The following is an 18,646-nucleotide window of genomic DNA, read 5'->3' on the forward strand; positions in this document are numbered from 1 at the left end:
CGTTGCGCCGTTCCGAATCGCTGCCGGCCGCCCCCGCCCGCGCACGCCGACACTCCCTGTCGATCCTGGCGGCGGCCGCGGCGACGCTGTGCGCCCTGCAGGTCCAGGTCCCCACGGCGGCCCGCGCGGCCGATCCCACCCCGATCACCTACCAGGGGCCGGCGTACCCGGTCGCCGGGCCGTCCCCCACCGAGGACAAGCCGCAGAGCAAGCTGTGGTTCACCGACGGGTCCTGGTGGGCGCTCATGCGCACCTCCGCCGGGATCACCATCCACCGCCTGGTCGACCACGCCTGGCAGGACACCGGGACCCTCGTCGACGAGCGCATCGCCAGCACCGGCGACGCGCTCTGGGAGGGCAACCGCCTCTACGTCGCCAGCCGGGTCTCCGGCGGGGCGCTGCGCGCCGTCCGCTTCTCCTACGACCCGGCCACGGACACCTACACCCGCGAGGTCAACCAGCAGGTCGCCTCGAACGGGACCGAGTCGATGTCCATCGCCCGGGACAGCCTCGGGCGCCTCTGGATCACCTACACGCAGGGCTCGCGCGTCTACGTGGCGCACACCACCACGGACGACCGGACCTGGACCGCGCCGTTCGCGGTCCCGGTCCCGGACTCCACCATCACGGCGGACGACATCGCCGGGATCATCGCCTTCCGCGGGCGGATCGGGGTGATGTGGTCCGACCAGGGCAACGACGTGGTGCGCTTCGCCGTGCACGAGGACACCGCTCCCGACTCGACGTGGACGGTGGAGGACGCGCTGGCCGGCCCGAACCTGGCCGACGACCACATCAACCTCAAGTCCCTGGTCGAGGACGACCAGGGCCGCATCTTCGCCGCGGTCAAGACCTCCCGCGGGGACGCCGGGGAGCCCCCGACGGACCCGAGCATCGTGGTGCTCCAGCGGGCATCCGACGGCACCTGGACCTCCGCCACCGCGTCGACCGTGGCCGACCGGTTGACCCGCCCGCAGATCGCCCTGGACACCAGCAACAACCGCCTCCACCTGCTGATGTCGACCGAGGCGGGTGGCACCGTCTACCACAAGTCCACCCCGCTGGGCGCGCTCTCCTTCGCCGGCGGCAAGGGCACCCCGTTCGTCGAGTGGCCGGGCGCCCGCATCAACGACGCCAGCACCACCAAGCAGCCGGTCAACGCGACCACCGGCCTGGTGGTGCTCGCCAGCGACGACACCGCTCTGCGCTACTACCACGGTGAGCTCTCGCTCGGCGGGATCCAGGACACGACGCCGCCGAGCTCACCGCAGCAGGTGCAGGCGACCGCCACGTCGGCCAGCACGGTGACCGTCACGTGGCAGGCGTCCACCGACGACACCGGCGTCACCGGCTACCGGATCTTCCGCGACGGCACCCAGGTCGGCACCTCGACCAGCACGTCCTTCTCCGACACCGGGCTGACCGCGGGAACCAGCTACGCGTACACGGTCGCGGCGGCGGACGCGGCCGGCAACGTCTCCGCCCCCTCGCAGCCGGCTCGGGTCACGCCCGCGCAGCCGCCGTCCGGCTCGGTGGAGTTCGTCGGCGCGGCCACCGCCTCCGGCACCGGCACCGGCACGTCGGTCCCCGGTCCGGCGGGGGTGCGCAGCGGGGACGTGCTCCTCGCCGCGGTCTCCCACCGGGGCACGGCCACGATCACCCCCGGCGCGGGCTGGACGCTGGTCCGCAGCGACACCGCCTCGACCACGGTGCGCCAGGCCGTCTACGTCAAGGTCGCCACCAGCAGCGACGCCGCCTCCACGTGGACCCTGAGCCGGGCCCAGACCACGGTCGTGCAGGTGCTGGCCTACCGCGGGATCGACACCGGCAGCCCGGTGATCGGCTCCGCCGGCGCCACCACGACGACGGCGGACATCGCCCATCCCGCCGTGGCCTCCGCGACGGGGGCGCCGGTCGTCACCGTCGCCGCCATCGCGCGCGCCACGACCCTGCAGCCCGCCGCGCCGCTGTCCGAGCTCAGCGAGGCCGGTGCGCCCAGCACGGCCCAGTACGCGCTGACCGCCGACACGGCTGCGACCACGGCGACCGGGACGTCCAGCGGCGCCCACGTGACGCGAGCCGGGGCCGCGGCCGGCGGTGTCGGCCAGACCGTCAGCCTCCGCCCCGGGTCCGGCGGCGGCGGGGGCACCGCCGGCGACACGACGGCGCCCAGCGCTCCGGCGCAGCTCACCGCGACGCCCGCGTCGCCGTCCTCGGTGGCGCTCTCCTGGCAACCGGCGACCGACGACGTCGGCGTGACCGGCTACCGGGTGTTCCGGGACGGCGCGCAGATCGCGGTCACCGCCGGGACGACGTTCTCCGACACGGGGCTGCGCCCGGCAACGACCTACGCGTACACCGTGGCGGCGACGGATGCGGCCGGCAACGTGTCCGCGCAGTCCCCCGCCGTCCCGGTGACCACCCCGTCCGACAGCCCGCCCCCGCCGCAGGGCGCGGTCAGCTTCGTCGGGGCGGCGAGCGCGAACGGCACCACGGCGAGCACCGCCGTGGCCGGCCCCGCCGGGATCCGGGCCGGTGACGTGCTGGTCGCGGCCGTCAGCACCCGTGGCGCGCCCACCATCACGGCACCCGCCGGGTGGACGCTCGTCCGCCAGGACACCAGCGGGACGACCATGCGTCAGGCGCTGTACGTGAAGGTCGCCACGGACGGCGACGGATCGTCGACCTGGACCCTGAACCGGGCGCAGGCGACGGTCGTCCAGGTGCTGGCCTACCGGGGCGTGAACACCACCGCTCCGGTGGTCGCCTCGGCCGGGGCCCTGACCAGCACCGCCGCCCTCGTCAGCCCCGCCGTGACCGCCGTCGACGGCGCCACCGTGCTGGTCGTCGCGGGGATCGCCCGCCAGGCGACGCTGAGCCCGGATGGCACACTCACCGAACGCTCGGAGAACGCGTCGACCTCGAGCACCTACAAGGTCAGCGCCGACGCCAGCGAGACCGTGGCCACCTCGACCACGGCCGGCCCCTACACCACGACCGCCAGCGGCGGCGCCAGCGGCATCGCCCAGACGATCGCCCTCCGACCGTCCGCGTGAGAGGAGCCCGTTGAGCCCGGCCACACCGGAGACGGACGCAGCGCCGGCCCCGCAGGGTTCGCTCCGCAGGTCGGCGGCGTCGGGGATGGTGTGGCAGGGCGCGTCGTACCTGTTCGGCAAGCTGGCCGTCCTGGTCACGACGCTGGTCCTGGCGCGGCTGCTCGTGCCCGAGGACTTCGGCCTGGTGGCGCTGGCCATGGTGTTCATCACCTACGCCGACTCCATCGCCGACCTCGGGGTCGCCCAGGCGCTGGTCTACCTGCCCCGCACCGCGGCGAACACCCGCGCGGCGATGCTCAGCGCGCTGGGCTTCGCCGCGGTGCTGGGCGCCGGGGCCCTGCTCGGCGCCCCGGTCGTCGCCGCGCTCTTCGGCGAACCCGACGTGGCCCCCTTGATCCAGCTGCTCAGCATCTCCCTCGTCGCCGGGGCGGTGGCCTCCGTCCCCGAGTCGCTCATGCGCCGGGATCTGCAGTTCCGCCGGCTGAGCAGCGCGGCCGTGCTGCGGTCGGTCGCCGTCGGCATCGTCTCGGTCGTGCTGGCGGCGACGGGCCTGGGGGCCGCGGCTCTCGTGTGGGGAACCATCGCGGGGGCGCTCGTGTACGTCGTGGCGACCTGGGCCCTGGTGCCGGCCCGTCCCGACGTCCGGGTGTGGCGCACGCAGCGGGCGGCGCTGGGCTCGGTGCTCGGCTACGGGCTCCCGGCTGCCGGCGGGCTGCTCCTGTCGAAGCTCATCTTCGACATCGACTACCTCATCATCGGTCACCAGCTGGGTGCCGAGGCGCTGGGCTTCTACACGATGGCCTTCCGCATCCCCGAGCTGCTGATCCTCAACGTGTTCTTCGTCGTCTCCTCGGTGACCTTCCCCGTGTACTCCCAGGCCCGCTCGGAGCCGGAGCGGTTGCAGCGCGGGTACCTCAACAGCGTCCGGATCCAGGCGGCCTACGGCGTCAGCGCCGGCCTGGGGACGGCAGCCGTCGCCCCGGTGCTCATCCCCGTCCTGCTCGGGGAGAACTGGGTGCCGGTCGTCGCCGCCCTCGTCCCGCTGGCGGTCTACGCGGCGCTGCGCTCGCTGGGTGCCGGCGCCAACGACATCTACAAGGCCATCGGCCGGCCCGGGCTGTCCGTGCAGATCTCGCTGCTGCGCCTGGTGGTGCTGGTCCCGACGCTCGTGCTCGCCACGCGGTGGGGGTTCGCCGGCGTGGCCTGGGCGCAGGCCGGGGCGGCCGCGGTCTTCGTCGTCCTCATGCAGGGCGTGGCCCTGCGCGTCCTGGGCCTGCGCGCGTCGCAGCTGCTGCGGGCCGCCGGCCCGGGGTTGACCGCGGGCGCGGCGACCGGAGGGGCGGCGCTGCTGGTGGTCCTCCTGCTCCCGGGGGCGGACGTCGTCGTCCTCGCGGTCGCCGTCGTGGCCGGGCTCGCCGCCGGCGGCGGCACGCTGCACCTGCTGGCCCCGACCCTGGCCCGCGAGGTGCTCCGGATGTTCCGCCGGCGGACGCCGTCCCGGCCGCCCGCCGCATGACCAGCGGCCGCGGGCGACGCCGGCGGGTACGGGCAGCCGAGGACCATCGGCACGCACACACGGGGGACCGACGATGACGCAGGTGGCCGGGCGGGAGATCAGCCGCGGGCGGGAGGCGTTGGTGCGCGCCGCGCTGGCCGCGCTGGACGAGGCGGGGATCGAGCACGCCCTCCGCAACGGCGCGGTCGACGTGTCCGATCCGGCCGCCGACCTCGACGTGCTCGTCCGCCCCGGCGACCGGACCCGCGTCCACCGAGCGCTGCTCGCCGCGGGCTGGGTGTGGCTGCGGGCTCCCGGCCACCGCGGCCACCGCTTCTACCTGCGGGAGGCCGCGGACCTCACCTGGGTCAAGCTCGACGTCGTCAGCGCGCTCCGCTACGGACGGGCACGGACGTCGACCGACGAGCTGCTCGACCGCCGGGTGCGCCGCGACGGGCTGTGGCTGGTCTCCGACGCCGACGCGCGGCAGCACGCCGCGCACCGCGCCGCGGGGCGCCGGGAGATCCCGACCCCGGGCGAACGCCTCGCCCGGGCGCTGCCGACGTCCCTGCACCGCCGCGGCTGCGTCGTCGCGGTGCTCGGGCCCGACGGCGCCGGCAAGGGAACCGTGACCGCCGGCCTCGCGGCCGGTCTCCCGGTGGGGGTCACCCGCGTGTACCTCGGGGATCGGCGGGCGCAGACCGCCGCGGCCGCCGCAGCGACCGCCACCGCCCGCCCGCCCGGCTCCCACGGAGCGGGCCGGTCGGCCCGCGAGGTGCTCTTCCTGCTGCGGAAGCTCGCCGGGTGGGCACCCGCGCTGCTGCGCGCCTCGGTCGCGGCCTGGCGGGGGCACGTGGTGCTCACCGACCGCCACCCGCTGGACGCGGTGGCCGTCCGCCCGCGCCGTACGCCCGTGGGGCGGTGGGTCGAGCACGTCCTGGCGACCCGGGTCGTGCCGTCCCCGGACGCCGTCGTGGTCCTCGATGCGCCCGGGCAGGTGCTCTTCGACCGCAAGGGGGAGCACACCCCGGAGCTGCTGGAGGAGTGGCGGCAGGGCTACCGGCGGCGGCTGCGCCGGCACGGTGCCGTCCTCGTGGACGCCGCCGGGCCGGTCGAGCAGACCACGGCCTCCGTCCGCCACGTCGTCTGGACCGCCCTGGCCCGGCGCCGCGGGTGGCCGGCACCGTGAGTGCGGCCGCCGAGCTGGACACCCTGCTGCGCCTGCTCGGTCCCGCCGACGGCACGCGGCCCCGGCCGCTGGTGGCCGCCCTCCCGTGGGCGCCGGTCGGGGCCGGGGCGGTCACCCTCGTGGAGCAGGTGGCCCGGCGCTGCCGGCTGGCCGTCCGCACGCACGCGTCGGCCGCGGGGCGGGGCCGGCCGCGCGTGGTCCGGCCGGTGCGGGGCTCGCTGCGGAACGGGCTGCGGGACCGGCTCCGCCGGCGGGCCGGCAGCGGCTACGTCGCGAGCCTGCCGTCGGGTGGACCGACGCTGCTGGACCTGCTGCTGCAGGAAGCCGGGGTCGTGCCCGTGTCCCGCCCGGCGGTCGGAGCGGACGGCGCCGTGCGGATCGCGGTGCGGCGCGGGCGGCAGCGGGCCGTGCTGCGGATGGGGCGCGCCGGGTCGGCCGCCGACCCCTCCCCGACGATGGCGGGGCTGCACGCCCTCGCCCGCCTGGAGGATCCCCGCCTGCCCGCGGTCCTCGGCTCCGGCGAACGCGCGGAGGTCCGCTGGCTGCTCGAGACGATGCTGCCCGGCCGCCGTCCCCGCGCGCTCTCCGGGGCGCTGCTCGACGACGTCGCGGCGCTCGTCGCGACGCTGCCGCACGGCACCGCGCCGGTCGCGGTTCGCGACGACGCGGAGGTGCTGGCCGCGGCGGCGCCGGACAGCGCCCCGGCCGTCCGGCGGGCCGCCGACTCCCTCGCCGCTTCCCCGGTGGGCGCGCGGAGCCAGCTGCGGCACGGTGACCTCTGGGCGGGCAACCTGCTCGCCGACGACTCCGGCCTGACCGGGGTCGTGGACTGGGACGCCTGGAGCTGGGGCGGGGTGCCGGCGGTGGACCTGCTGCACCTGATCGGCACCGACGAGCGGATCAGGACCCGCTCGTCACTCGGCGAGGTGTGGCTGCGCCGGCCCTGGGAGGACCCCCGCTTCACCACGCTGGTCGGCCGGCACTGGCCCGAGTGGGGTGCCGACGGCGAGATGCGCGCGCTCGTGGGCACGGCGTGGTGGCTGGGCCAGCTGGCGTCGGACCTGCGCCGCAATCCGGCGCTGGCGGCCGACCGCGGTTGGGTGTCGCGCAACATCAGCGCGGTGGCCCAGCGGCTCCCCTGACGGTCAGCCTCGTCGGCTACTCGTCGTCGACACCGGCCCAGCGGCCGTAGGCGCGGGCCTGCTCGTCGGCCGGGAAGTACGGCCGGGCGCTCCCGGGCCCGCTCAGCCGCGGGTCCCGGCGGACGTTCCCGCCCCCGTCGGAGAGCCCGTCGACGTCCTCGAGCATGCCGGTGGACTCCCACCCGAGGCTGTCCCGGACGGTGTTGCCCGCTCCGTCGAGGCCGAACGCGGTCACGTTGGGGCGCCCCGCGGCCGCGCCGACGAGGATGCTGTTCTCGATCACCACGTCCGAGGTCTCGTAGGCGAGCTGCACGTTCGACGGGCCGCGGTTGTCGACCATCGTCACGTACCGGACGACGATGTCGCCCACCTCACCGGATCCCCGGCGCGGTCCGCCGATCTTGATCGCCCGCCCGTTGGAGCTGTGCGCCAGGATGCTGCGCTCGAGCACGCCACCGCCGGTACCGCAGTTCAGGTAGACGAGGTGGTCCTGGTTGGTCTCGTTGGACGGGTACGTGTCGTGCACGTACAGGCCGCTGAGCGTGAACTCCTGCGGCTCCCCGTCGACCAGCAGGGCCGCGAACGACCGCGCTCCCCAGAGCTCCGCGTCGGCGAACCGCCAGCCCTCGCCGTCGGTCAGCTTGACCATGTGCTCGTCCGCGTCGTTGTCCTCGTCCCAGGTGACGTTGAGGCCGCGGATGTCCCACCAGGACAGGTCCGCCAGCCAGAGCAGGCCGACGACGACCGGGCGCGCGTCCGCCGCCGCGACCACCCGGACGGGCGCCTCCGGGGTGCCCGCGCGCAGGTCGAGGTCGATGTTCTCCCGGTACCGTCCGTCGCCGACGACCAGCACGTCCCCGGGCCCGAGCCGGGACAGGGCGTGCTCGAGGGTCCGCCAGGGGGCGTCCGGCCGCCCGCTGGCGTCGTCGTCCCCGTCGGGGGACACCGCGTACTGCTCCCCGGCGCCCACCGCCTCCGGCGCCGGCCGCCCGGGAGGGGCCTGCGGCGAGCCGGAGCCACCGTCGCGGGTGGCCAGCACCACGCCCCCTGCCAGCAGGACGGCGACCAGGAGCAGACCCAGGAGGAGCACCGCGCGGCGCCCGCGCCGGCCCTCCGCGGAGGGGTCAGCCATCCCGGCGGGCGGCCGCGCGGAACAGCTGCACGTAGCGCGCCGCCACCTCGTCCCAGCCGAAGAGCACGGACGACGCCTCGGCGCACGCCTCGCGTGCCCTCCGCAGCGCCTGCGGATCCCCGAGGAGCTCGCTGACGGCCGCGGCGAGCTCCTCGTCGGTCGCCCCCACCCGCAGGTGGGCGCCGAGCTCGTGCCCGCGGGCGGACTCGACCGAGGCCACGACGGGGCACCCGGCGCCCACCGCCTCGCCGACGGTGTTCTTGGTGCCCCGCCCGGTCCGCCCCGGGTAGACGGCGAGCTGGGCGCGGGCGAAGACGTCAGCGACGTCGGGCACGTCCCCGAGGACCTCGACGTCCGGGCCGGCCAGGGCCAGCACGTCCTCCGCGGGACGGCGGCCGGCCAGCAGGACCCGCACGCCGGGCACCTGCGGCCGCACGCGCGGCAGGACGTCCCGCACGAGCCGGGTGACCGCCTCGACGTTCGGCGGGTAGTCCAGGGTGCCGACGAACGCGATGGTGCCCGGTTCGGGAGCGGCCCCACCCCGGCCGGCGCCGGGCCGGGACGTGCCGTTGGGCAGCGCGACCACGGTGCCACCGTGCCGGGAGCGGAGCCGTGCCGCGTCGGTCGGGCTGACCACCACGACGGCCGCGGCGCGCTCGGCGGCCAGCGCCTCCAGCCGCCGCGCCCGGCGGGCCTGAAGCCGGTCGTACCAGGCCGACGGGCCGCGGCCCTCGGACGCGCGCTCGGTCCAGTAGTCCGACCAGGGGTCGACCTCGTTGACCACGACCGGCCCGGTCAGGTCGGCGAGGGGCGCGAACGTGTGCAGCCCGTGCAGGTAGGTGACGTCGTGCGCCGCCGCCTCGCGGACGATCGCAGCGTTCGCCCCGGACCGCTGCCAGGTGGCCCGCGGCAGCCGGGTCACCGGCTGGGTGAGGAGGGCCGTCCGCCCGGCGCGGACCGGCAACCGCGTGACCCGGGAGGCGCGGGCGAGCACGCGCGCGTCGGGCGGCTGGGGCCGGTCGGCGAAGTAGACGAGGTGGAGGTCGATGTCGTCGGGCAGCCGCGCCAGGACCTCGGCGGTGATCATCGTGGACCCGTTCCCGCCGACCGGGTCGGTCGTCGGCGGGCTCTCCGCGACGACGAACAGCCTCATGCCGTCTGCCGCGGTCGACGGCCGGCGCTCCCCAGCTGCCGGTACTCCTGCAGCATGCGCCCGGCCAGCACCGGCCGGTCGTAGCCCTTCTCCGCCCGGCTGCGCGCGTCGGCCCCCATCCGCGCGCGCAGCGCCGGGTCCCGGACCAGCGACTCCAGGGCGTCGGCCAGGGCGGCCGGGTCGTGGCTCGGGACCACCCGACCGTCGACCCCGTCCCGGACGACGTCCCCGTTCGCCCCGACCGCGGTGACGACGACCGGCAGACCGCTGGCCATCGCCTCGAGGATCGCGATCGGCTGCCCCTCCCAGTGCGACGGCAGGACGAACAGCTGGGCACCCCGGAGGGCCCGGGTGACCTCCTCGGGCGGCAGGGACCCGAGCAGGCGGACGGGGAGGCCGGAGCGGTGGATCCGGTTCCGGAGCTCGTCCGCCTCCTCCTCCCCCACCTCGTGACCGCCCCCGACGACGTCCAGGTCCAGGGCGACGCCGCGGTCCCGGAGCAGCTCCAGCGCCGCGACCAGGTCGTGCATGCCCTTCCGGCGGCTCAGCGTGCCCACGTAGACCGCGCGCGGCGGCTCGACCGCCGGGTCCGCCGGCGAGTAGGCGCCCACGTCGACGGCGTTGTGCACGGTGGCCACCGACAGCCCCGGCACCAGCTCCCGGAGGATCCGCTCGCCCGGTGCCGCGACCGCGAGCACCCGGTGCGCGGTCACCCGCAGCGCCCGGAGCAGCAGGCGGTACGGGCGGGTGGGCCGGAACGCCTCCGGCCGGCCGGAGTTGAGCCGCCCGGAGTGGACGTGGCACAGGACCCCGGCGCCGGCCAGCCGGGCCGCGCCGCAGAGCAGCAGGGCGCGGACGAGCGGCAGCACGGGGAGCAGCGCCGTCTGGACGTGGACGACGTCGGCCTGCCGCGCCGCGCGGTAGCAGCGCACGGCGTCCTCGAGCGCGTGCCGGACGTTCTCCACCGAGAACCGCCCCGCGGCGCGTTCGGCCCGGCGCGTGACGTTCAGCAGCCGGTAGTCGACGCTGCGCCCGAGATCGGGATCGGTCAGCAGGTTCGCCATGAACGAGGCGATCCCGCCACGGGCGGGCGCCGCCTGGCCGACCAGCACGACGGCGATCGGGCGCCCGTCGGTCGAGCTCATCCGGGCGTACCTCCATCGGGTGGGTCCAGGGTGATGCGGTCCGCCGTTGGGGTGACCCACCGTTCGCACGGACTCACCAGGCGAAACGCCTCGGTACTGTACGCAGCCGAGGGGGGGTCATGTCTGCACTACAGACGGCACTATCACTCTCCCGGGCGGCCGGGGAGCCCAGCATCGAGGCCCGGCCTCCCTCCCGGCCGATCCTCCCCGTCCTGCTCGGGGTGCTCACCGCCGTCTCGGTGGGGGTCGGGGTCGGGCTGGGGTACGAGCAGTACGTGCTCGTCGGCGTGCTGGCGGTGGCGCTCGGGCTGCTGAGCTTCCTCGTCCAGCGGGGCCTGCTCTACGTCCTCGTGCTGGTGCCCTTCGGGGAGTCACTGGGCCTGGGCTCCATGACGGTCGGACGGCTGATGGCCGTCCTGTGCGTGGTCGTCCTGCTGGCCCGCTTCCTCACCGGTCGGCTGCCCGTGCCCGCTTTCCGGCCCGTCACCTGGCTCCCGGCGGCCGCGTACGTCCTCCTGGTGGTGGCGAGCGGCCTGTGGGCCACCGACCACGGCGGCTGGCTCTTCGCGATCGGCCAGGTCCTGCTGGCGCTCGCCTTCTTCGCCGCCTTCGCCCTCCTGATCGACCACCCCCGCCAGGTGGGCGGACTGCTGCGGGTCTACGTCGTGGGCGCCCTGCTCGCGGCGGGGGTGGGCTTCCTGCAGTCCCTCACCGACGCCCGGGCCGTGGGCCTGCAGGGGGACGCCAACATCTACGCCCTGTACCAGGTCGCCGCCCTGCCCGCCGCCCTCGCGCTCGCCCGGACGACGACCGGGGCCCGGCGGGCGTGCTGGCTCGTCGTCACGGTGCCGATCCTGGCCTCCGTGCTCTTCTCGCAGTCCCGCGGGGCGCTGCTGGCGCTGGTGGCCACGGCCACGTTCCTCGCCCTGCTCGACCGGCGGCGGCGCCTGCTGGTCCCCCTCGTCGCGGGCGTCGGGCTGCTGGCCACGGTGGTCGTCCCCCTCCTCGACGACCGGTACTCCGTCGAGCGGGTCAGCGCCGACCGGGCCAGCGGGCGGATCGACATCTGGTACACGGCCTGGCACGCGTTCCTCGAGCAGCCCTGGACCGGCATCGGGGCGGGCAACTACGTCCCGCAGAGCATCGAGCGCCTGACCACCGAGCCGGGCGTGGAGCTCATCAAGAGCCACCTGCTCACCGGGCAGGGCATCGAGGTGCACAACATCTACCTCGAGGCGCTGGCCGAGCGGGGCGTGTTCGGCCTGCTCACGCTGGCCGTGCTCCTCGTGTGCACGCTCGGGTGCCTGCTCGTGGTGGCCCACCGCACGAGGAGCCTCCTGGTGCAGGCGCTCGCGCCGATGCTGGTGGCCTACTGCGTGGCCTCGTTCTTCCTCTCGGTCTCCAACAGCAAGTTGCTGTGGATGCTCGTCGGCCTCGCGGCGGCGCTGCTCGTCCACGTCCAGACCCCGTCGCCGGCCTCGCGTCCGGAACCCGTAGTGAGGAGCATCCGCTGAGCATCTCCGACAGCCCCCCGCACACCGCGCGTCCGCGCAGCTCGAACCGGTGGTCGTGGTCCGACGTCCGCCGGTTCGCCCTGCCGGTCCTGGCCCTGGCGCTGAGCGCGGCCGCCGTCTCGGCGGTGGTCACCCTGCGGCAGCCCACCTGGTACGAGTCGAGCGTCACGCTGGTGGTGCAGACGAGCGCCGGCGCCAACGACACCGAGACGCTGGTGCGCACGATGATCGCCCTGGTCGACAGCGAGGTGGTGGGCGCGGCGCTGAGCGAGCAGGTCGACAGTGCGCTGGGCGCCGAGGAGATCGCCGCGAACCTGGCCGTGGACCGGCCGCCGGGCTCCTCCGTGCTCACCGTCTACTACTACGACACCGACCGCGCCCGCAGCGTGGAGACCGCGCAGGCGATCATCCCGGTGTTCCAGGAGCAGGTCGCCGACCTCGAGGCCGGCCAGGCCGGGCAGTTGGCCCCGAACTACGCCATCCAGCCCTGGGGCGGCGGGGCCGCGGTCACCGTGGAGATCCCGGCGTCGATCCTGCGCAACGCGGCGATCGCCGCGCTGCTGGGCGCGGCGCTCGGAGGCGTCGGCGCCGTGCTGCACCGGCAGCGCAACCCGCTCGTCCGCACCGCACGGGACGCCGAGGAGGCCACCCGGCTGCCGGTGCTGGCCACGCCCCGGCCGCTGGACGGGGGGCGCGGTCGCGCGCGGTGGCACCCCGCCGACAGCGTCGAGGCCGTGCTCGGCGGCCTCCCGGCGGCTCTCGGGCGGGAGACCCTCCCCCGCCGGATCCTGGTCGTCGGCACGGACACCGGCCGGCCGCGGGCGGTGTTCGTCACCCACCTGGCGCGCGCGCTCCAGCAGCAGGGGACGCACCCCACCCTGGTCGACGCCGACCTGGACGCCGGCCGGCTGACCCGTCATCTCGAGCTCTCCGACCGCCCGGGGCTGGCCGACGCGCTGCGCTCCGACGGGTCTCCGGCCGAGGCGGTCCTCCAGCCCGAGGCGGGACTGGCGGCGGGGCTGCCCGTGCTCCCCGCCGGGCGCGAGCTGCCGCTGCGGTCGGCCTCCGCGGCGGTGGCCATCACCCGCCTGGACGACGAGAGGTCCGCCCTCGTCGTCGACGCGCCGGCGATGTCCGCCGACCAGTCGCTCGGACCGCTGCTGCGCACCGCGGACGCGGTGCTCCTGCTCGTCGACGCCGACCGCGCGACGATCACGCAGACCACGACGCTCGCTGGGCTGGTCCGGTCCCTCGGCCGCGCCCCGGCGGTCACCGTGCTGTTCACCGACCGGCCGGGGCCGGCCGCCGAACCGGCGCCGGAGCGTCCCCGGCCGGCGGAGGTCGCGGCGCAGCCGGCCTGACCACCGCGGCTCGCCCGCCCTCGACCCGACAGGACCCGCCCCTCCGGGGGCGGGTCCTGTCCTGTTCCGGGCCGGCCGGGCGCGGTCTGCGGGCGGCTTCCACCCAGGTCGCGTGCGACCGGTGGGCCGCGTGAGACGGGTGTGACCGGAGATCACGGATCGATCACGGAAAACCGTTCCCACCCCTCGATGTGCGGCGGAGACCCGGGATACGGTCTGCCTCCGACAGCGGGGAGTGCAGCTCCGCACACGGAGGGTCGGAACGGTACCGAGCGGTTCCGTTCGTGCTCCTCATCTGCGCCGACCCCTGCCACCATGGCGCCGACGAGAGGGCCCACCGCCTCCCCCGGAGCCCGAGCAGGCGCTGGAATCCTCGCTGTCGCGCCGAGCCCCCCAGCGCACAGGAGACGGCATGGGCCGCCACCGGACGACCAGGACCCCCACCGGGAACGACCACCACCGCACCGGTGGCGCGCGCCGGATGAGCATGCGCATCGTGCTCATCGGCCTCGGCTGCGTGCTCGTGCTCGGCGGCGCCCCCGGCACCGTCGCGGCCGGCCCCGGGGGCTCCGCGAGCGCCGTGGAGACCGCGACGGCCGGCCGGTGGACCCACTGGGACCGCGGCTCCGAGGCGGGCACCGAGCGCGCCGCCCGGGACCGGCACGTGCGCACCCCCCCGGGGACCGCATCGCCCAGGACCGCGAGGAACACCGCGACGCCGTCGCCGCCCTCGCCGACCACCGGGAGCACGCCCGTGAGCCCGCCCGCCCGCACGCCGACGCCGCCCGGCGGCGGGCTGCTCGACGCGCCCGGGCAGCGCCTCTCCGGCGTCCTCGCCGGCGCCGCGGAGCTCGCCCGCCGGCCGACGTCGGGCAGCGCGTGGACCGCGGTCACCGCCGCGGCGGCCGACCGGTCCGGGTCGGTGGACCTGGCCGACCAGGACAGCACGCACGCCGCCCGGACGCTGGCGGCGGCGCTGGTGTACGCGCGCACCGGTGATGCCGGGCACCGCGACCACGTCGTGTCGGTGCTGCGGCAGCTGCCCGGCTCCTCGCTGTCCGGCGCCCGCGTCCTCTCCGTCAGCCGTCAGCTGGCCGGGTACGTCCTCGCAGCCGACCTGGTCGGCTACCGCGACCCGGCCTTCCTCACCTACGTCGGGGGCCTGCGGACCCGCGACATCGGCGGGCACGGCCGCTGGACGACGATCGCGGGGACCAGCGAGGACAGCGCCAACAACTGGGGCACCTGGGCGATGGCCACCCGCGTCGCGGTCAGCGCCTACCTGGGGGACACCGCCGACCTCGCCCGCGCCGCGGCGGTCTTCCGCGGGTTCACCGGGGAGCGGGCGTCCTACGCCGGCTTCCGGCCGACCAGCGACTTCGACCCGGGCTGGGCGTGCGGCGGTGGCGAGGCGTGGGTGCCCATCAACCCCGCCTCGTGCGGCGCCCGGGGTGGCGCGCTCGTCGAGGACATCAGCCGCAGCGCCGGCTCGGCCCCCGCCGTGGACAGCACCGGCCTGACCTACTCGTGGGAGGCGCTCGGCGGGGCCACCCTCAGCGCCCGGCTGCTCGAGCGCGCCGGCTACCGGGACGTGTGGGCCTGGGGCGACCGGGCCCTGCTGCGGGCCGCCGAGTTCCTCCGGGCCAACGGCGGCTATCCCGCGCCGTTCCGGGTGAACCAGTACATCCCGCACGAGATCAACGCCGCCTACGGCGTGGCCCTCGGTCCGGTCGGCCCGGCCGGCCACGGGCGCCAGTTCGGCTTCACCGACTGGCTGGGCTGAGCTCCGCGATCAGCCCGCCGGGCGGCTCACCGCAGGTCGTCGCGGCCGCGGACCACCGCGGCGAGCATCTCCCCCACGCCCTTCCAGAAGCCGATCCCCCAGCTCACGTGCATGGCCGCGAACGCGGGCGCGACCCACGGCCGCGCCTCGCGGTCGAGCGGCCGGGCGGTGATCGCGCTGGCCACGGCGATACCGCCGAGGTAGGGCGCCACGAGGGCCAGGCCGCGCCGCGGGCGCCGCAGGGCCACCACCCCGGCGCCCGCCATCCCCGCCACCAGCGCCGGAGCGGTGAGGTGCCGGATCCGGAGGGAGCGCGGGTGCAGCCGGGCGACCCGGACCTTGCCGCGGCCGTAGCGCTGGTACTGCCGGAAGAGGTCGGGGACGGACTGCCGGCACTCCCAGTCGATCCGCAGCGCCGGGTCGAAGAGCAGCTCGTAGCCGGCCTCGCGGACCCGCCGGTCGAACTCGAAGTCCTGGTTGACCCGCAGCCGCTCGTCCCACCCGCCGAGCTCGCGGATGACCGACAGCGGGTAGGCCCCGAAGGGCACGTGGTCGACGGTCCGGACCGTGGTGCCGTGGTGGTAGGTCGACCCGCCGACGCCGAAGCGCGAGGCCATCGCCACGGCGATCGCCCGCCCGGCCGGCGTCCGCCCGACACCGTCCTTGCGACCGCCCACACCGCCCCACCGGCCGGTGGCCAGGTGCTCCACGGCGCGGGCCACGTAGTCCGGGGGAACGGTGGCGTGCGCGTCCACCCGGACCAGCCACCGGCCCCGCGCCGCCGCGACCGCCATGTTGAGCGAGACCGGGATGACCCGCTGGGGGTTGATGATCAGCTCGACCCGGGGGTCGGAGTTGGCGATGTCCTTCACGATCTCCGCCGTGTCGTCGTCGGAGTCCCCGTCCACGACGATGATCTGCAGCTCGCGGTACGTCTGCGCCTGGATCGACGCGACGCAGTCCCGGATGGCCCGCTCCTCGTTGCGGGCGGGGATGACCACGGTGACGAGGTTCCCCTCGATCTCCTCCCCGGGGTTGCCGTTGCCTGCTGACGTCACCTGCATCACCTTCCGGCCGCGCCGAGAACCTGGGAGATGGTCCGGAGCAGGATCTTGATGTCCCCCCAGAACGACCAGTTCTCGATGTAGTAGTTGTCGAATCGGGCACGGTCGGCGATGGAGGTGTCCCCTCGCAGGCCGTGCACCTGGGCGGTCCCGGTCAATCCCGCCGGCACCCGGTGGCGGGCCATGTACTGCGGGAACTGCCGGGTGAACTCGTTGACGAAGTGCGGCCGCTCCGGGCGGGGGCCGACCAGGCTCATGTCGCCGCGGAGGATGTTCCACAGCTGGGGCAGCTCGTCCAGCGACGTCCGGCGCAGGACCTTGCCGACGGCGGTCAGCCGGTCGTCGTGCGCGATGTTCCAGTTCTGCGCCGACTCGGCGGCGTCCACCGGCCGCAGGCTGGTGAACTTCAGCAGGGTGAACGGGCGGCCGTCGAGGCCCACCCGCTCCTGCCTGAAGAGGATCGGCGAGCCCACGCTGATGCGGACCGCGAGGGCGCAGATGCCCAGCACCGGCGCGAGGAACGCGATCGCCGCCGCCGAGAAGACGATGTCGAGCAGCCGCTTCATCCGCCAGGACGCGCTGCGGAAGGGCGCGCGGCGCATGCGCACGAGCGGGATGCCCCAGGCGATCTCCATGTCCCGGTCGGTGGAGTGGACCTCGTAGAACCGGGGGACGAAGAGGATCTCGCAGGCCAGCCGGTCGCAGGCCCGGAGGACGTCGACGATCGAGGCCTCCCGCGCGGAACCGAAGGCGACGACGATGTGGTCGACGCCGTGCTCGCGGACCACGTCGACCAGGTCGGCGTTCCCCCCGAGGTGCGGGACCGGCCAGTCGAGGGAGAGCAGCGGGTCGTCGTCCAGGAAGCCGATGGGCTCCAGCCCCGTCTCGGGCCGGTCGATGAGCGTGCGGGCGAGCAGGCCGGCGACCTGGCCGCCGCCCATGATGAGCGTGCGGTGCCGCACGCGCCGGGCCTTGCGCGCCCTGCGGGCCACCGCGAAGGCGACCGACCGGGTGATGACCTGCAGGAGGACGAACGCCCCGGTGAAGAACAGGATGCTGCGGCTGGCCCACTCGTTGCCGACCACGCCGACGGCGGTGGTCAGGGCGCCCGCGACGATCGAGCGGCCCACCATGGCCGGCAGGTCGTCCAGCACCGAGAGGTACAGCCGGGAGCGGTACAGCCGGCCGGCGGCGAGCAGGGCGGCCGCGATCGCGAAGAAGACGCCGGCCACCTCCCACCGCACGCCGGGGACGGCGACGAAGGCCAGCGCGGCGGCGGCGAAGTCCGTGGCGAGGAGGGCGGCGGCCCAGACCCGACGGCGGCGGATCTGCGGCGTGCTCTCCGGGGGCAGCACGCCGCCGGCGGGAGGAGCGGCAGACACCCGAGATGCGACTCCTGGCTCCAGAAGAGCCACGTTCGCCCGTTGAACCACGCGCCGCAGTCGCTCGGTCTCCGAGCGTGTGTCCAATTCCCCCACAGGGACCCCCGTTGATGACTCACCCAGTGGGACGGTGCCCTGGGCAGCTTCGCAACATCTAACACACGGGGCAACTCTGCGTAACTCTTCGGGGGGAATTAGTGCAGGCCGCGTTCCACAACTGAGCCTTATCTGATCACTCAGCGTAATGGATTAGAAACCGCGAGTTCCGCTACTCACAAGTATCGACACGGCCGGGGGTCGGGCGGCAGCCGGACACGACCTCACCGGGACGCGGGCCGGCCCGCGGGGCCGGGTACCTCGACGTCCAGCGTGTGCGCATCCGCGGCGCGGCGCAGCACCCAGTCGGCCGGGAGCACGAGCCGGGGCGCCACACCGATGAGGACGGCGAGGAGGAAGACGACGGCGGCCAACGCCTCGGCCAGGTGCTCCACGAGGGTCGCCCCCGTGGCCCAGCCGCTCCGGGTTCCGTACGCCCCGGCCAGCGCGGCGGACACCGCCGACAGGCCGACCGACACCGCCGCGTACGCCGCCAGGCTGAGCAGGATCCGGCTGCGGTCGCGGCGCTCCGACCGGCTGAGGAACCAGAGCGCGCCGAGCGTGACGACCGCCGCCCCGGCCGCGGAGGCCACGACCGTCGTCGACGTCGCCTCGAACGCGGCGTGCGCCCGGCTGGTGCCGGCCTCGAGGGCGGCGATGCCCGCGGCCGCGACCCCGACCGCGGACCACCAGGTGCGGCGCCCGGGGATGCGCCCGGCGCCGGCGATCGCCGCCAGCGCCGCGACCGCGAAGAGCAGCACGACGAAGACCCGGGCGAGGGGCAGGGCGGAGTCCAGGGCGAGCAGCCGGGCCGCCTGCCCCGAGGCGCCGGAGACCTCGACCGCGTACCCGACCACCGTCAGGGCCACGGCCCCGGCGACCAGCCCGACCCCGAGGCGCGGGAACGGCACACGCCGACGGGCGGCGGACGGCACGTCGTCCCGCAACCCCGCCCGCTGATCGGCGAGCCGGACCGTCAGGCCCAGCACGAGCGCCGCCGCGAGGGCCAGGACCAGCCACACTGCCAGCCCGCCGAGCACCCACCAAAGCCACATGCAGTCATCATCGACTCACGTAGAGCGAGAACTGAAGTTCCGCACGTGCAGGTCACCCGTCCTGCCACTCGGAACTCAC

General features: G+C 75.6%; 13 protein-coding genes. 7 read left to right on the forward strand and 6 right to left on the reverse strand.

The genetic code is table 11. The annotated features are described in order from the left end of the window. Window positions 1-2: 2 nt before the first annotated feature. From BMZ50_RS23690 to BMZ50_RS09295, 4 genes are all read left to right on the forward strand, one after another. The gene (locus BMZ50_RS23690; RefSeq protein ID WP_143087131.1) at window positions 3-3,056 is read left to right on the forward strand and encodes a fibronectin type III domain-containing protein; all 3,054 of its coding nucleotides are present in this window, start codon (window positions 3-5) and stop codon (window positions 3,054-3,056) included. An 85-nt stretch (window positions 3,057-3,141) separates the two neighbouring features. Further along, complete coding sequence (locus BMZ50_RS09285) at window positions 3,142-4,572, forward strand: oligosaccharide flippase family protein (protein WP_143087132.1); 1,431 nt, start codon at window positions 3,142-3,144, stop codon at window positions 4,570-4,572. Between the two features lie 73 nt (window positions 4,573-4,645). Further along, entirely contained in the window at window positions 4,646-5,740 is a 1,095-nt protein-coding gene (locus BMZ50_RS09290) for a hypothetical protein (RefSeq protein ID WP_091323452.1), read from the forward strand. Continuing rightward, window positions 5,737-6,882, forward strand: a complete 1,146-nt coding sequence (locus BMZ50_RS09295) for a phosphotransferase (RefSeq protein ID WP_143087133.1) — start codon at window positions 5,737-5,739, stop codon at window positions 6,880-6,882. The genes BMZ50_RS09290 and BMZ50_RS09295 overlap by 4 nt, the downstream gene beginning before the upstream one ends. 16 nt (window positions 6,883-6,898) lie before the next feature. On the opposite strand, the gene BMZ50_RS09300 is transcribed toward BMZ50_RS09295, so the two are convergent. From BMZ50_RS09300 to BMZ50_RS09310, 3 genes are read right to left on the reverse strand one after another with little or no spacing between them, the layout of a single operon-like run. Next, window positions 6,899-8,014 (reverse strand): hypothetical protein, encoded by a 1,116-nt coding sequence (locus tag BMZ50_RS09300; protein ID WP_143087134.1) that lies wholly within the window; start codon window positions 8,012-8,014, stop codon window positions 6,899-6,901. Next, complete coding sequence (locus tag BMZ50_RS09305; protein ID WP_091323459.1) at window positions 8,007-9,167, reverse strand: glycosyltransferase family 4 protein; 1,161 nt, start codon at window positions 9,165-9,167, stop codon at window positions 8,007-8,009. The genes BMZ50_RS09300 and BMZ50_RS09305 overlap by 8 nt, the downstream gene beginning before the upstream one ends. Next, window positions 9,164-10,312, reverse strand: coding sequence for a glycosyltransferase family 4 protein (locus tag BMZ50_RS09310; RefSeq protein ID WP_091323462.1), 1,149 nt, complete (start codon window positions 10,310-10,312; stop codon window positions 9,164-9,166). The genes BMZ50_RS09305 and BMZ50_RS09310 overlap by 4 nt, the downstream gene beginning before the upstream one ends. Before the next feature lie 119 nt (window positions 10,313-10,431). Here BMZ50_RS09310 and BMZ50_RS09315 point away from each other — a divergent pair, with 119 nt between their 5' ends. From BMZ50_RS09315 to BMZ50_RS09325, 3 genes are all read left to right on the forward strand, one after another. Then, window positions 10,432-11,826 (forward strand): O-antigen ligase family protein, encoded by a 1,395-nt coding sequence (locus BMZ50_RS09315; protein WP_091323464.1) that lies wholly within the window; start codon window positions 10,432-10,434, stop codon window positions 11,824-11,826. Window positions 11,827-11,951: 125 nt separating this feature from the next. After that, the gene (locus BMZ50_RS09320; protein ID WP_091323466.1) at window positions 11,952-13,187 is read left to right on the forward strand and encodes a P-loop NTPase family protein; all 1,236 of its coding nucleotides are present in this window, start codon (window positions 11,952-11,954) and stop codon (window positions 13,185-13,187) included. 412 nt (window positions 13,188-13,599) lie between these two features. Continuing rightward, a complete protein-coding gene (locus tag BMZ50_RS09325; protein WP_091323468.1) occupies window positions 13,600-14,970 on the forward strand; it encodes an alginate lyase family protein in 1,371 nt (456 codons plus the stop codon). 26 nt (window positions 14,971-14,996) lie between these two features. On the opposite strand, the gene BMZ50_RS09330 is transcribed toward BMZ50_RS09325, so the two are convergent. The 3 genes from BMZ50_RS09330 to BMZ50_RS09340 all read right to left on the reverse strand — a co-directional run bounded on the left by BMZ50_RS09330 (window position 14,997) and on the right by BMZ50_RS09340 (window position 18,567). Next, window positions 14,997-16,028 carry a glycosyltransferase family 2 protein gene (locus tag BMZ50_RS09330; RefSeq protein WP_177212720.1) on the reverse strand — a complete coding sequence of 344 codons (1,032 nt, stop codon included), beginning with the start codon at window positions 16,026-16,028 and terminating at the stop codon, window positions 14,997-14,999. 5 nt (window positions 16,029-16,033) lie between these two features. Continuing rightward, window positions 16,034-17,416 carry a sugar transferase gene (locus BMZ50_RS09335; RefSeq protein WP_177212721.1) on the reverse strand — a complete coding sequence of 461 codons (1,383 nt, stop codon included), beginning with the start codon at window positions 17,414-17,416 and terminating at the stop codon, window positions 16,034-16,036. 320 nt (window positions 17,417-17,736) lie between these two features. After that, complete coding sequence (locus BMZ50_RS09340) at window positions 17,737-18,567, reverse strand: hypothetical protein (RefSeq protein WP_091323474.1); 831 nt, start codon at window positions 18,565-18,567, stop codon at window positions 17,737-17,739. Window positions 18,568-18,646 lie beyond the last annotated feature (79 nt).

Origin of the sequence: Geodermatophilus ruber, from assembly GCF_900114385.1 — a bacterium.
Lineage (GTDB): Bacteria > Actinomycetota > Actinomycetes > Mycobacteriales > Geodermatophilaceae > Geodermatophilus > Geodermatophilus ruber.

Coding starts and splice junctions, on each gene's coding strand:
- BMZ50_RS09285 (WP_143087132.1), top strand. CDS start 3,142: ATGGTGTGGCAGGGCGCGTCGTACCTGTTCGGCAAGCTGGCCGTCCTG.
- BMZ50_RS09290 (WP_091323452.1), top strand. CDS start 4,646: ATGACGCAGGTGGCCGGGCGGGAGATCAGCCGCGGGCGGGAGGCGTTG.
- BMZ50_RS09300 (WP_143087134.1), bottom strand. CDS start 8,014: ATGGCTGACCCCTCCGCGGAGGGCCGGCGCGGGCGCCGCGCGGTGCTC.
- BMZ50_RS09305 (WP_091323459.1), bottom strand. CDS start 9,167: ATGAGGCTGTTCGTCGTCGCGGAGAGCCCGCCGACGACCGACCCGGTC.
- BMZ50_RS09310 (WP_091323462.1), bottom strand. CDS start 10,312: ATGAGCTCGACCGACGGGCGCCCGATCGCCGTCGTGCTGGTCGGCCAG.
- BMZ50_RS09315 (WP_091323464.1), top strand. CDS start 10,432: ATGTCTGCACTACAGACGGCACTATCACTCTCCCGGGCGGCCGGGGAG.
- BMZ50_RS09325 (WP_091323468.1), top strand. CDS start 13,600: ATGGGCCGCCACCGGACGACCAGGACCCCCACCGGGAACGACCACCAC.
- BMZ50_RS09340 (WP_091323474.1), bottom strand. CDS start 18,567: ATGTGGCTTTGGTGGGTGCTCGGCGGGCTGGCAGTGTGGCTGGTCCTG.